Source organism: Vibrio sp. R10-SG3-ISO3 (assembly GCF_059834225.1).
On record NZ_JCBDHE010000001.1, the window covers coordinates 1 to 13,821 of the forward strand.

The following is a 13,821-nucleotide window of genomic DNA, read 5'->3' on the forward strand; positions in this document are numbered from 1 at the left end:
TGCAACTTTCCCACAGGTAGTTCCAGCACCTGGTAAACCCCAAGCGTGTACAGAAGAGAAAGAGTTCACGGCGAAAAATGGCGACGATTACCAATTAGGCTGTTGCTACACTATGGGCAACTAAGCGCCACTCTAGTACAAAGTCAAAAAAGGATACGTCATGCGTATCCTTTTTAGGTTATTGGGTTTGGCTTTTGAGCCACACTGCTAAAAATGAAGTTGAATGACAGACGTGACAACGGCACCTGGACGGCGAACGCCTTCAATTTCGACTTTGATCTCGCGCTCCACCTCTAATCCTTTACGGATCGGCGTGACCTTAGACAAAGTACTGACCGCACGGACTCGGTTGCCAGCTTTGACAGGGTAAGGGAAACGCACTTGGTTCAACCCAATGTTGACGACCATCTTAGCCGTCGGGAATAGGTTGTTGTCTGGATCGACACTGTCGGTCAATTTTGGCAGCAAAGCCAAGGTCAGAAAACCGTGAGCGATGGTTGTTTTGAATGGCGATTCACTGGCCGCACGCTCAGGATCGGTATGGATCCACTGCATGTCTTCCGTGACCAGACCAAATTGGTTGATGCGCTCTTGTGAGACATCGAGCCATTCACCCGTATGAATGATCTCGCCTAATTGAGTCTGTAGCTCATCAAAGACAGCTTGGGCTTGCGGTTTAAGTTCGATTGGCTTCTCAACAGGCTCAGATGCCTCATCGTTCACTGCGGGTTGTTGAAGATCGCGCAGTCGAGTGAACAATTGACGGTTATTGGCCTTGCTTAAAAAGTCTCCCCAGTACTCACGTACTGCAGGCGACATCCATTGCATGAGATCAGAATGATGCTTTGAAATTGACTCACCACGATGTTTGAACAAGTCAGCAACTTTCATAACAGCCTCGAATTTATACAGAATACCTAACGAACTCTCTAATTTTGAATTAGTTCACATTATTGTTCAAATACTTTCGGGCGCACATGTGTTAACTGAACAGTGTTTTAATTAATAAATTCAAATAATTAACAATAAAACACTATTTTATTGGCTCATTAAAATTAGAGCTACAACACTAGTGTTTCAAACCAATGACACCCGTTAATTGGCTAAAAAATCACAGTAGAGAGACAGTTTTTGCTCACATTGTCATCACTCGAACAATTCAAAGCAAATTAGCACTTTACAACCTTTCTCCAAGTACCTAATATACGCCTCACCGACGGAGAGATGGCTGAGTGGTTGAAAGCACCGGTCTTGAAAACCGGCATACGTTAATAGCGTATCTAGGGTTCAAATCCCTATCTCTCCGCCACTATTCTAGAAAAAACCGCTGTTTTTACAGCGGTTTTTTCGTTTCTGGGATCTGGTTTTTCTTTTCGAGACACTCTATGTTGAATAGAGTAAGTACCATAGGAAAGGGAACGCATGCCGCTTAGACCATTCAACAAAGGTGACATTGACCAACTCATTGCTTGGATCGATTCTTCTTCGCTCAATTACCAATGGGGCGGGCCTACCTATCAATTCCCCCTTACGAAAAGACAGATCGTTAGACACATTAAACGTCAAGAAGTGACGCCATTTCTCTATGAACGTGATGATCAGAGAGTTGGTGTTGCCGAACTGTTTTTTGTTGAAGAGGGACACTATCGCATATGCCGTGTGTTTGTCAGTGATTCACACAGAGGCCAAGGCGTGGCCAAGCAGATGCTTAAGGCGCTGATCATTCACGCGGCGACAACACTGATGGTCCGAAAACTCTCTCTGGTTGTGTTTGCACACAATCACCCCGCTATCCGCTGTTATCAATCCCTTGGTTTCGAAACGGTGTCGTTTGAGCAAGGTGCACGAAAGCATGAAGGTGTGTCTTGGGATTTGATCAAAATGGAAAAATACTTAGATCATGAAATTGACCAAGCGCGTTAGCACTTGGTCATTATCATTATCGCTTAATTCACCACTTCAGACCAAGCGAGCACGCCACGCACGGCGCGTTTCCAACCACTGTAGCGGGCTTCACGTTTCTCCGGATCATCGTGAGGGATAAAGGTATGATCGATTTCGGCTTTGTTGGAGACTTCCTCCAAACCATCCCAGAATCCGACCGCAATACCGGCTAAGTATGCGGCGCCTAGTGCGGTCACTTCGGTTACTTTTGGTCGCTGAACTTGGGTGTTTAAGATGTCAGCTTGGAATTGCATCAAGAAGTTGTTCGCCACAGCGCCGCCATCGACTCGGAGTGTGGAGAGTTTGATGCCAGAATCGGCTTGCATCGCATCAATCACATCGCGGCTTTGATAGGCGATACTCTCGAGAGTGGCACGAATGATGTGATTCGAACCTGTGCCTCGCGTCATTCCGACAATGGTGCCGCGAGCATACGCATCCCAATACGGCGCACCCAACCCAGTAAACGCCGGCACCACGTACACGCCATTGGATGAGTCTACTTTGGTCGCGAAGTACTCTGAATCGTGGGCATCTTCGAGCAATTTCATTTCATCTCTGAGCCACTGAATCGACGCACCGCCCATAAAGACAGAGCCTTCGAGTGCGTAGGCGACTTCACCTTTTGGCCCGCAAGCAAGGGTCGTGAGGAGGCCATTTTTCGAGGTGACTTTCTCATGACCGGTATTCATCAGTAGGAAGCAGCCGGTTCCGTAGGTGTTCTTGGTTTGGCCGGGCTCGACACACATTTGACCAAACAGCGCCGCTTGTTGATCGCCAGCGATACCGGCAATAGGGATGCGAGTGCCGCCTTTACCGCCAATATTAGTTTTGCCATACACTTCTGAAGACGGTCTCACCTCAGGCATCATGGATAGGGGAATGTGGAACTCTTGCAAGATGCGTTCATCCCACTTAAGGGTGTTGATGTTAAACAACATGGTACGAGAGGCGTTGGTGTAATCGGTGACGTGCACACGCCCTTGAGTCATCTTCCAAACCAGCCAGGTATCAACGGTGCCAAACAGCAACTTCCCTTCGTTCGCCAGATCGCGGGCGCCTTCAACATTGTCGAGAATCCATTTGACTTTGGTGCCGGAAAAATACGGGTCTAACACCAGGCCAGTGTTCTCTTTGATGTAGCTTTCAAGGCCGGAACGTTGCTTCAACTCTTTGCACAAGTTGGCTGTACGACGACATTGCCAGACAATCGCATTGTAGATGGGGGCACCGGTCTCTTTGTTCCATACCACGGTGGTTTCACGCTGATTGGTGATACCAATCGCGGCGACCTGATCTGAGGTGATGCCTTTTTGCCCTAGCGCTTCGATGAGTGTCGAGCTCTGTGTGGCATAGATTTCCAGTGGGTCATGTTCTACCCAGCCGGCTTCGGGATAAATTTGCGTGAATTCGCGCTGTGCGACGCTGACGATGTTGGCGTCGTGATCCAGTACAACGGCGCGAGAACTGGTAGTTCCTTGGTCAAGAGCAACAATATATTGAGTAGTCATGGGGTAATCCTTGTTATCACGTTATGCTTTTTTGTAGGTAGACCTTGTCGAGTTGACGAGGCACCGCGTGCATTATGGGTGCACTTCATTATCTTCAACGACGCAATCATCACATTGCGCTGGGCTGGTGCAGCCGCCATCGTCGGGGAGGTACGCGCCGATGACTTTCGGGTACAGCCAGCCGCCAAAGCAGGCGCCAGCGATGGGTGCGATGATGGGGACGATGAAATAAGGAATCTCTTTCGCGCCAGTGAGGGCGTAGTCCCAGCCCGCTAAGAAAGAGAACAGTTTAGGACCAAAATCGCGCGCGGGATTCATCGCAAAGCCGGTCAAAGGACCTAATGAACCGCCAATTGTTGCGACCAGTAAGCCAATCAATAGCGGCACCATCGCCCCGCGAGATTCACCACCGTTGTTGGAATCACCAAAGGCCAAAATGCCAAACATCAGCACGGCGGTGATGGAAAATTCCACGGCCATCGCACCGCCAAAGGAGAGCGATGGGTTAGGGAAGGTGGAGAAAATACCGGCGGTTGCCAGCGCTTCAGGCGTGTCTCTTGCGATGCCGTTGGCCAGTTCCCATTCGACGAACAGATTGCCATATAAGCCATAGATGAGCGCCGCCGCGCAAAACGCGCCAGCGATTTGTGAGCCGATGTAGGGGATGACTTTGTGTTTTTCAAACCCATGGAAAGCCGCAAGCGCGATGGTCACCGCTGGGTTAATATGCGCACCCGATACACCTGCGGTGCAGTACACCGCCAGAGCGACCGCCATGCCCCATACAATGCTCACTTCCCACTGACCAAATTGAGCGCCTGTCAGTACTAACGCTGCCACGCAGCCCACCCCCCAGAAAATGAGTAATCCGGTTCCTATAAACTCGGCAATACACTGCCCTAATAGAGTGTGATCTTTACGTATAGCCATAATGATGTCCTTAAGGTTGGATGTTGGTTCGGTACAACAAAAACCGATTGAGCGCGAGTGAGTGTATAGAAAAGGTTGGATATGAAACGGTACTTCGCTCTCATATGAAGTTAATTTGAGCGAAAATGTTTTTATTTTGTTCGTTTTTGTTATCTATTCCACATAAATATCATGGTTAATTGGTGGTGTTAAGTAATAGTTAATCAGGGATTACGTAGAAATACGCGTTTTTAGTACTTTACTATTAGTGTTTTACCTGATTATTCACCAGTTGTTCATTAAAACTGTCAATTGTTCTCTTACTCCATCTATGTTGTGAAAATACTCAATTAATGCTCGTTCGAGCATTTGTGAGTGTGATCTCGAAATGATAGTCACAAACCGTGCGAGACTAAAAGCAGAATAGACAAACGGGAGTCGGCGATGGCAACGCGATTTGAAACTCAGGTGGTCATTATTGGCGGCGGCGCAACGGGAGCAGGGATCATGCGTGACTGCGCGTTGCGCGGCATCGATTGTATTTTGGTCGAGCGTGATGATTTGGCTGCGGGCACCTCGGGGCGCAATCACGGTTTACTCCATTCCGGTGCGCGTTATGCGGTGACGGATGCGCATTCGGCGAGAGAGTGCATTCAAGAAAATCGGATCCTTAAACGCATTGCGCGCCATTGTGTTGAAGACAGCAGCGGGTTATTTATCTCATTACCAGAAGATGGTCTTGAGTACCAAAAAACCTTTGTCGACGCATGCCAAGCCGCTGACATAGAGACAAGACTTCTCAGTGCTAAAGAGGCGCTTAAACTGGAACCCAATGCAAATCCAAGCCTGCTCGGCGCGGTGCAAGTGCCCGATGGCACTTTGGATCCGTTTCGTTTGTGTGCCGCCAATGTGCTTGATGCCAAAGATCACGGCGCGCGTTTATTTACCCATACTCAGGTCACGTCGCTTATTCGAGTTGCAGATCAAGTGCTGGGTGTACGCTGCCAAAATAGACGCACGGGCGAGTCCTTTGAGATCTGGGCTGATCAGGTGGTCAATGCTGCGGGCATTTGGGGGCAGACTATTTGCGAATACGCCGATCTCAATATCACCATGTTCCCAGCGAAAGGCTCGCTGTTGGTGCTCGATTATCGTATCAATAATGTGGTGTTAAATCGGTGTCGTCAGCCTGCTGACGCCGACATCCTGATCCCCGCTGATACGATTTCGCTTATCGGTACTACATCAGAGCACATTGATTACGATCAGATCGATCGCCTAGAAGTGAGCGCCAAAGAAGTGGATTTGCTGTTAGAAGAAGGGGCGAAACTTGCGCCGATCATGGCGCAGAGTCGTGTGCTGCGCGCTTATGCGGGGGTGCGTCCTTTGGTCTCGTTGGATGACAATGGCAGTGGCCGAAATATCAGCCGTGGTATTGTGTTAGTGGACCATGAAAGTCGCGACGGCCTAAAAGGCTTCACGACCATTACCGGTGGTAAGTTGATGACCTACCGCTTGATGGCCCAAATGACCACGGATTTGATTGCCACTAAATTAGGTCATGTGGCGGAGTGTGACACTCACCGCCGTCCGCTGCCCGGCTCTGAACCTCTTCAAACCGCTAAGCGTCGCCATGCATTGCAGGCCAAACCGGCAGAATTAGCCGCGGTGGATCGCCACGGTCAACGCGTTATCAGCTATCTCAAGAAAACCCCGCAAAGCCAAAGCGTGATATGTGAGTGTGAAATGGTCACCAGTGGCGAAATCGAATACGCGATTAAAGAGCTTGATGTTCACAACCTGACTGATCTTCGCCGCCGCACGCGTCTTGGAATGGGACCCTGCCAAGGGGAGCTTTGCACCTACCGCGCGGCGGGTCTTTTCGATGAGTTTACCCAATGCAGCGGAATAGAATCAGGTGAGCTGTTGGTCGAGTTTCTTGAAGAGCGCTGGAAAGGGGTGAAACCGATTTTATGGGGAGATGCGCTGCGTGAGGCCGAGTTCAGTTATTGGGTCTACCAGGGCCTATTGGGTATCGAACCCACCGACTTTAACGCACAGTTAACCTGCAACGAGGAGGCGACAGATGCTCAATTATGATGTGGTTGTGATGGGCGCAGGACTATCCGGCCTAAGTGCCGCTCTGCGCTGTTTGCAATTGGGCCTTAAGACGGCGGTGGTCTCTAGTGGGCAAAGTGCGATGCATTTTTCATCAGGCTCGATTGATCTGCTCGCCCACTCGCCAGTGACGGGGCAGGCGGTGCGCTTACCGTACCCCGCGATAGACGAACTGACGCAAGCTTGCCCAATGCATCCCTACGCTAAATTAGGCGCAGACAAAGTGCGACAAGCGATGCAATGGTTCGGCGCTATGATGGCTGAGCAAGGCTTGCCGATGCGCACCTTAGGTCAAGAAGAAAACCACTTGAGACTCACAACGGTGGGTACGCTTAAACCGACGTGGTTTTCTCAGCCTTATGCGTTGTGTACGGATTTTGATCGGTCAGCGCTCAGCGCTTTTCACCGAATTACTGTGGTCTCGATAGCGGGCTTTCGAGATTTTCACCCTAACATGACTCGTGATTACCTTGCGCAGCAACCGATGTTCACAGGCAAAACCATCCGCAGTATCACTGTAGACCTGCCTTCGCTGCGTGGGTTTGGCCGTCAATGTGGCGATCTGCGCTCTATTGATTTATCGCGCTTATTGCGACAGCCCCACGTCCTGAACGAATTCGCTCACCAACTTTTACGTGTGTCTCAAGCGGATGATGCCGTGGTGATACCTGCCGTGCTCGGAAATGGCGATGGGCTCATCCTCCTTGAACGGCTGAGAGCGCAGACACAGCGACAGTTATTTGAAGTGGCGACCATGCCACCATCGTTGATGGGCATACGCATTGAAGAGTGTTTGACTCGCGCGGTTCGTGAGTTGGGGGGCGTGGTGCTCAAAGGTGACAGCGTGGTTGGCGGCGAGCTCATCGAGTCGGCATCGGGATATCAGCTGGAGCAGATTTATACCCAGAAAATGAGCAAGACGCCATTGCGTGCGGCTCACTATATTATGGCGACCGGCAGTTTCTTTAGTGGTGGACTGGTGGCTGAGAGACAAGCCGTGCAGGAGCCGCGTTTTCACTTTGACGTTAGTGCCGATGACGAGCGTGACCACTGGGCCAATAACGCGTTTTTTGCTGCCGACTCCCAACCTTTCTTGGCGTTTGGCGTCAAGACCAATGCCGATTTTTCCCCTCTACTGAATGGCGAGACGGTGCGTAACGTGCGTTGCGTTGGCGCTCTGTTGCGGGGCTTTGATCCGATTAAGCAAGGTTGCGGGGGCGGCGTCGCCATCAGCACCGCTTATCACGTAGCCACTGCAATCGCAAAGAGCCATCAACACGCAGCTTTTAAAGAGGAGGTTGAGGTATGAACGCTCAAGTTGGTCAATTGTCTTTTGAAAACTGCATCAAATGCACGGTGTGCACCGTGTATTGCCCGGTCGCCAAGACCAACCCTCTTTACCCCGGTCCGAAACAGTGTGGCCCGGATGGCGAACGCTTGCGCATCAAAAGCCCAGATTACTATGATGAGGCCCTGTCGATGTGCACCAACTGCAAGCGCTGCGAAACCGCTTGTCCTTCTGGGGTGCGCATTGGTGATTTGATCGCGAACGCCAAAGGCTCCTTAGGGAAAAAAACGCTTAGCCCCAAAACCGTACGTGATTATGTGCTCAGCCACACCGACTTGTTCGGTTCACTGGCCACGCCGATGGGACACGTTGTCAACAAGATGACGCAACTGATTCCAGTCAAAACCATTTTGGAAAAAACCTTAAGGGTGGATCACCACAAGTCCTTACCTAAATATGCCCAAGGCACGTTTCGCGCATGGTTTAAAAAGCAGAGGTCGTCACAAGCAAAGTTTTCCCGACATGTGAGCTATTTTCACGGCTGCTATGTCAATTACAACCATCCGCAACTGGGCAAAGATGTGGTCGAGGTCCTGAATGCGATGAATTATGGCGTGACCTTACTCGATAAAGAAAAGTGCTGTGGCGTACCTTTGATTGCCAATGGTTTTTTAGATAAAGCGCGCAAAAACGCGCGAACCAACGTTGAGCAGATGACCGCTGCGTTACATGGCTCCAGCCACGGCGTGATCTCAACGTCATCCAGTTGCTGTTTAGCATTGAAAGAAGAGTACCCTCACGTGCTAGGGGTTGAGAATGATGCCATTGTCAACGACGTACATTTTTTCAGTCGTTTTTTTCTGCGCGCGTTTGAGCAAGGCGAGGGACCGACACTCAAACCATTAAATAAAGTGGTGGTGTACCACACGCCGTGTCACATTGAGCGGAGCGGTGAGCATCTTTTTACCATCGAACTGCTTAAACGGATCCCCGGTCTAACCGTGATAGTGTTAGACAGTCAGTGCTGCGGATTAGCGGGTACTTATGGATTCAAATCGGAAAATTACGCCACCTCAATGGCGATAGGGGCGCCTTTATTTGCGGCGATGGAAGAATCCGGTGCGGACTACGCGATAACCGACTGTGAGGCGTGTAAATGGCAGATTGAAGAAAATACTTCCCTCGCGTGTCACCATCCAATGACGTTGTTGGCGATGGCGCTTGAGTCTCAATCTCCTTATCCAAACAATTAAAGACGACACATTCGATGGCTTAGCGCTATGATGTCAAAGAACAGACAATCAAAAGGATAGGGCGATGAAGTGGTGGCTAGGCGTGAGTATGGTGCTATTGGCATCAGTGGTGAATGCAGAGGAGGAGGCGCATCAGCCCTTTGTACAGGTGTCGATGACATTAGAGTTGGAGGGAGTTGAGCGGGCATTGGATGACACCCGACAGTCGTTAGATACCATTGGTAGCGCGCTTGCAGACATCGCGCAAAGTGAGCACTTGACAGGGCAACAGCAAGAAAAACTCGACCAAACCATTGGCAATCTCAACGAATTGGTATTGCTCTCTAGACAGTCTATGGAGGCACTGCCAAGCGCATTTCAGCACTCTAAGCAGACCATCGCCACGAAAAGTCAGCAGTTCTTTGATGAGCTGCGCCAGCAAGTGCTGGTGGCGATCGCACTGATTGGAGTGGTCATCATCGGGATAATATCGGCCATTTTTTGGTTCGTGTTGCGTCCGATGCAAGCGACACTGCTCGGCGCGACTTCACATCTCTCCTCAATGGCCGGAGCAATAAAGACCACAGCACAGGCGCTAGACTCGATCTCTCAGCAGCAAGAGGAGATCGCCAAACGGATAGAATCGGCGCAGTCTTGATCGCGTTGATCTCATCGTGAACAGAGTGACGTGACGGTAAAGTAAGAGTGACCGCTTCATTTGGATTGCACGTAAAACCCTCGAACAATGAGGAGTACACATGCAATCTATCAACGTCGTCTGGTTTAAGCGCGATTTGCGGCTGAGCGATCATGAGCCACTAAATCGCGCTTTAAAAACAGGAAGACCGACATTACTTTTGTATCTATTTGAGCCTGAGTTGCTCGGCAATCCCCACTACAGTGAGCGGCATTGGCGCTTTGTGTGGCAGTCACTACAAGATCTCAATCAGCGACTGGCCCCCTTTGAGGGTGAGGTTCACTGCCTGCAAGGTTCAGCAGAAGCGTGTTTCGAGGCGTTGGCGGAGTGTTACACCATTGCCGCCGTCTATTCCCATCAAGAAATTGGTTTAGATGTGACTTTCCAACGAGATCGGCGCATGAGCCAATGGTTCAAACAAAAAGAGATTGCTTGGTTTGAATCGCCGATGGGCGCAGTGATTAGGGGAGCGAAGAATCGAGACGGTTGGGATCAACATTGGTCATCCGTAATGCGCACACCGATTGAATCTGTGCCGCTTTCCGACGGCAATATCGCTCAACTCGATAAACGCTGCCAGCAATGGCGTGTGGATCCCCCTGAGGCTTGGCAACAGAAAGTGAGTGGCTTTCAAACTGGTGGCGTGACGATGGCGTGGCGTACATTAGAAGATTTTTTTGATCGCCGAGCGACTTCGTACTATCGAAGTATCTCAAGCCCTACGGCTGCTCGACATGCGTGCAGTCGATTGTCACCTTATCTGGCTTGGGGCAATCTGTCGTTGCGCGAAGTCTATCAAGCACTGCTGGCTCATTGGCATAGTCCGGGGTTGAGGCGAAGCATGGTCGCCTTCTCTTCGCGGCTACATTGGCATTGCCATTTCATGCAAAAGTTTGAGTCTCAGTGTGAGATGGAGTTTGTTTGTGTCAATAGGGCGTATGACGCCTTGTTGGCCAATGAGTGCGTGGAAAGCACAACGAAACTCAATGCATGGAAAGAAGGGCGAACCGGAATACCCTTGGTGGATGCCAGCATGCGTTGTTTGCATCGTACGGGGTACTTGAACTTTCGTATGCGTGCGATGTTGGTCAGTGTGTTGACGCATCACATGAACATCGATTGGCGATTGGGCGCTGCCCATTTGGCGCAGCTGTTTCTCGACTTTGAACCGGGCATTCATTATCCCCAGTTTCAAATGCAAGCCAGTGTCACGGGCACCAATACCATTCGCATTTACAACCCGGTCAAACAGGCGCAGGAGCACGATAGCGCCGGAAAATTTATCTACCGGTGGATACCGGAGCTTTCAGAGGTGCCCACACCGCTGCTGTTCAAACCGTGGACCATGAGTGCAATGGAAGCCGCGTTGTATCAGCTGCCCCAAGAGAGCCCTTATCTCAGGCCAGTGATTGATCTCGATGCTGCGGCCAGTGAAGCGCGAGAGCGTTTATGGGGTTGGAAAAAGCGTCTAGATGTTAAACGTGAGGGACGTAAGGTGCTTGCCACTCATGTTCGTGCTTCGTCAAAAGTCAACGCGCGGTGATCAATACACGGTGATCGATAGCGAGTTGACCGCGTACGAATCGCCATCAGTAATGTCGATGACACGCAGGTAGAACAAGCATGATAGAGAAAGAGTGGAGCGCAGACGATATTGACCAAATGGCGCCGCGTAGCCGTGCTAGGTTAATCAATTCCTTGACAGGTTTTAAGAGCGCTAATCTGATTGGCTCCACGGATGGGCAGGGGAACGACAATCTTGCTATTGTCAGCTCGGTGATTCATTTTGGCTCTAACCCGCCGCTACTTGGTTTTGTGTCGAGGCCAAGGCCTGCGCAACGCGACAGCTTAAATAACATCCTCACTACGGGTGTGTTTACCATCAACTCAGTGACACGCGAGTGCGCACTGCAGGCCCATCAAACCTCGGCGCGTTATCCTTGTGACGTAAGCGAGTTCGATGAAACGGGGCTGACTCGCTATTACCATGATCATTTCGCAGCGCCTTTCGTACTCGAAAGCCCAATAAAAATCGGATTAAAATTGGTTGAGCATATGGTGATTCAAAGCAATCAAACAGAAATGTTGATTGGTGAAGTGGTCAGATTATTGCTGCCGGAGCAGGCAGTGATGCCCGATGGGTATCTTGACCACGAGCAGTTGGAAACCGTGACCATCTCGGGTCTGGATAGTTACCACGTCACGCAGAGAGTTCATCGATTGAGTTATGCAAAACCAGACCAACCGCTTCACCCCCTTACCCTAGAGGGCGAACCCTCCTCATGGCAAGCGCTATACAGCGAAGAAGGTTTACCCTAACGCCAAACCACTATAAGGTGTTGATTCTTCATGTTGTGATACTCAAGGATTTGCCATGAACAGCACCATAGACACGTTATTGAATCACCGCTCCATTCGTCAGTTTACACCTGAGGCGATTGGCCCTAAGCAGCTTGACACTGTGCTCAAAGCGGGATTAGCGGCATCATCATCGAGCTTGTTGCAGGTGGTCTCAGTGATTCGCGTGACAGACCCTGAAAAGCGGGCACGTCTGGCCGAATTTGCCGGCCATCAATCTTATGTGGAGAGTGCGGCTGAGTTTCTCGTGTTCTGTATCGACTACCAGCGCCATGTAGAACTTAATCCAAACGTGCAGGCAGATTTTACCGAGCTGACGTTAATCGGTGCTGTCGATGCCGGCATTATGGCGCAAAACTGTTTGGTAGCGGCAGAGTCGATGGGGCTCGGTGGCGTTTACATTGGTGGTTTGCGCAATCGTGCGGCTGAGGTAGACGAGTTGTTGGGTTTACCACAGTACTGCGCGGTGTTATTTGGCATGTGCCTTGGATATCCCGCTCAAGACCCAGATCTAAAACCGAGATTGCCGCTGGAGGTGATTGTCCATCAAAATCACTACCACCCGCTCGATAAACAGGCCGTTGCACACTACGATGAGACCATGCACACCTATTATCAACAGCGCGCTAGCAACAATAAGCAGAGTGGCTGGTCAGAGCAAGTGACGGCCAAACTGTCGGGCGAATCTCGCCCGCACATCTTGGGGTACCTGAACAGTAAAGGGTTAGCAAAGCGCTAGCCCTTTATCCACCTCAGAGCTTAGCGAGCGGCGAACCTTTCGGTTTGCCGCTGTTGTTTTTTCTGTTGGCTTTTTTAACCAGTGCGATCAAGGTCGAGCTAGACCAAGTGCTGATTTGCGGTGAAAACTGACTGCGGTTCATAGCCTCCAACTCGGCGTGTATAGATCCTCGCAACTCTTCTGACATCGACACTTCATCCAACCAGATCGCTGCCAGACGGTTGGCTTGAACATAGTCTTGTTGGCGCAGCGCCTCAATCAACGAACCAGCGCTGTTTAGCGTAGGCTCATGGCTTTGTTGCTCAGTGGTTAGCGTGTGAAGCGCGCGTTTGGTGCGCCACCACAGCCCAAGGGTTATCAACCAACCTAGCGCGAGTAGCGCGCTCAGCGAAGGCCAAAAACCACGCTCAATGGTGGCAGTGGGTGTGACAGTCTCGACGGGCGCCGCAGCGGTAATTGAGGGCGCAGTAGAGGCATGGCTTGTGACGGCAGGCTTGATGCTCAGCGTTAAACCATCAACGATTGCTTGGCGCTGGGTCTGTGTGGTGGTGTCCCACCAATCCACGATGACCTCAGGTAGAGTGATCTCTCCGGTCAGTTGAGGGATCAATACTTGTTTCAACTCCATGCGAACGACACCTGGTTGTGGTTCGCTTACCTGCGGCTTTTCGGCGTATTGGCGCACAGACGATGGGTAGGTTATGGACAGGCTGGGTAACTGCTCAGCGCTGATCCCAGTGACCTCAAGGGTGAGGGTTCGCGTGATGGAATCGCCTAACTCTAAGTGGTTCGTTGTCTCACCGAGCTCACCTTGTGATGATTGCCACTGCTGACGCAGCGTCAGCTCTGAAGCAGGTAGCCAAGTGCCTTGATAGTCGCTTGGTTTATCCAATACGTTGATGGTGTACCCTTTCGCAGCAGTGCTGGCATCAATCAAGCGGGTACTCCCGTCACGCTCACTGCCGTAGACGATACTGCCGCGAAAGCCAATACTGTGCAGTGTTTGTGCACCCGGTGTGGTCGCC

11 protein-coding genes, 1 tRNA gene and 1 pseudogene are annotated in these 13,821 nt (G+C 50.8%); 9 read left to right on the forward strand and 4 right to left on the reverse strand.

Translation table 11 applies throughout. The features are described from left to right. Positions 1–207: 207 nt before the first annotated feature. A complete protein-coding gene (locus AC6R1A_RS00005) occupies positions 208–891 on the reverse strand; it encodes a MaoC family dehydratase (RefSeq protein WP_334552137.1) in 684 nt (227 codons plus the stop codon). Between the two features lie 327 nt (positions 892–1,218). On the opposite strand from AC6R1A_RS00005, the gene AC6R1A_RS00010 reads away from it, so the two are divergent. Together AC6R1A_RS00010 and AC6R1A_RS00015 are read left to right on the forward strand one after the other, a co-directional pair. Beyond that, positions 1,219–1,309 (forward strand) — tRNA-Ser (locus tag AC6R1A_RS00010). A gap of 113 nt (positions 1,310–1,422) precedes the next feature. Continuing rightward, the gene (locus AC6R1A_RS00015; RefSeq protein ID WP_500632865.1) at positions 1,423–1,923 is read left to right on the forward strand and encodes a GNAT family N-acetyltransferase; all 501 of its coding nucleotides are present in this window, start codon (positions 1,423–1,425) and stop codon (positions 1,921–1,923) included. A gap of 23 nt (positions 1,924–1,946) precedes the next feature. Here the strand turns inward: AC6R1A_RS00015 and glpK are convergent, their stop codons facing one another. Then, the gene (gene glpK, locus AC6R1A_RS00020) at positions 1,947–3,455 is read right to left on the reverse strand and encodes a glycerol kinase GlpK (protein ID WP_500632866.1); all 1,509 of its coding nucleotides are present in this window, start codon (positions 3,453–3,455) and stop codon (positions 1,947–1,949) included. A gap of 72 nt (positions 3,456–3,527) precedes the next feature. Beyond that, a complete protein-coding gene (locus AC6R1A_RS00025) occupies positions 3,528–4,385 on the reverse strand; it encodes an MIP/aquaporin family protein (RefSeq protein WP_500626759.1) in 858 nt (285 codons plus the stop codon). Between the two features lie 423 nt (positions 4,386–4,808). Here AC6R1A_RS00025 and glpA point away from each other — a divergent pair, with 423 nt between their 5' ends. From glpA to nfsA, 7 genes are all read left to right on the forward strand, one after another. Continuing rightward, positions 4,809–6,464 carry an anaerobic glycerol-3-phosphate dehydrogenase subunit A gene (gene glpA, locus AC6R1A_RS00030; RefSeq protein WP_500632867.1) on the forward strand — a complete coding sequence of 552 codons (1,656 nt, stop codon included), beginning with the start codon at positions 4,809–4,811 and terminating at the stop codon, positions 6,462–6,464. Further along, positions 6,451–7,791, forward strand: a complete 1,341-nt coding sequence (glpB, locus tag AC6R1A_RS00035; RefSeq protein WP_500632868.1) for a glycerol-3-phosphate dehydrogenase subunit GlpB — start codon at positions 6,451–6,453, stop codon at positions 7,789–7,791. Before glpA ends, glpB begins: the two co-directional genes overlap by 14 nt. Then, a complete protein-coding gene (gene glpC / locus AC6R1A_RS00040) occupies positions 7,788–9,023 on the forward strand; it encodes an anaerobic glycerol-3-phosphate dehydrogenase subunit GlpC (RefSeq protein WP_500632869.1) in 1,236 nt (411 codons plus the stop codon). Before glpB ends, glpC begins: the two co-directional genes overlap by 4 nt. Before the next feature lie 64 nt (positions 9,024–9,087). Further along, positions 9,088–9,660: a hypothetical protein gene (locus tag AC6R1A_RS00045; protein ID WP_500632870.1), complete on the forward strand. Its 573-nt coding sequence runs from the start codon at positions 9,088–9,090 to the stop codon at positions 9,658–9,660. 100 nt (positions 9,661–9,760) lie between these two features. Beyond that, on the forward strand, positions 9,761–11,242 hold the full coding sequence (locus AC6R1A_RS00050; protein WP_500632871.1) for an FAD-binding domain-containing protein: 1,482 nt from the start codon (positions 9,761–9,763) through the stop codon (positions 11,240–11,242). 80 nt (positions 11,243–11,322) lie between these two features. Next, the gene (locus tag AC6R1A_RS00055) at positions 11,323–12,018 is read left to right on the forward strand and encodes a flavin reductase family protein (protein WP_500632872.1); all 696 of its coding nucleotides are present in this window, start codon (positions 11,323–11,325) and stop codon (positions 12,016–12,018) included. Positions 12,019–12,073: 55 nt separating this feature from the next. Next, complete coding sequence (gene nfsA / locus AC6R1A_RS00060; RefSeq protein WP_500632873.1) at positions 12,074–12,796, forward strand: oxygen-insensitive NADPH nitroreductase; 723 nt, start codon at positions 12,074–12,076, stop codon at positions 12,794–12,796. A gap of 13 nt (positions 12,797–12,809) precedes the next feature. Here the strand turns inward: nfsA and AC6R1A_RS00065 are convergent. Further along, positions 12,810–13,821, reverse strand: a pseudogene (locus tag AC6R1A_RS00065) (BatD family protein); the annotation flags it as partial.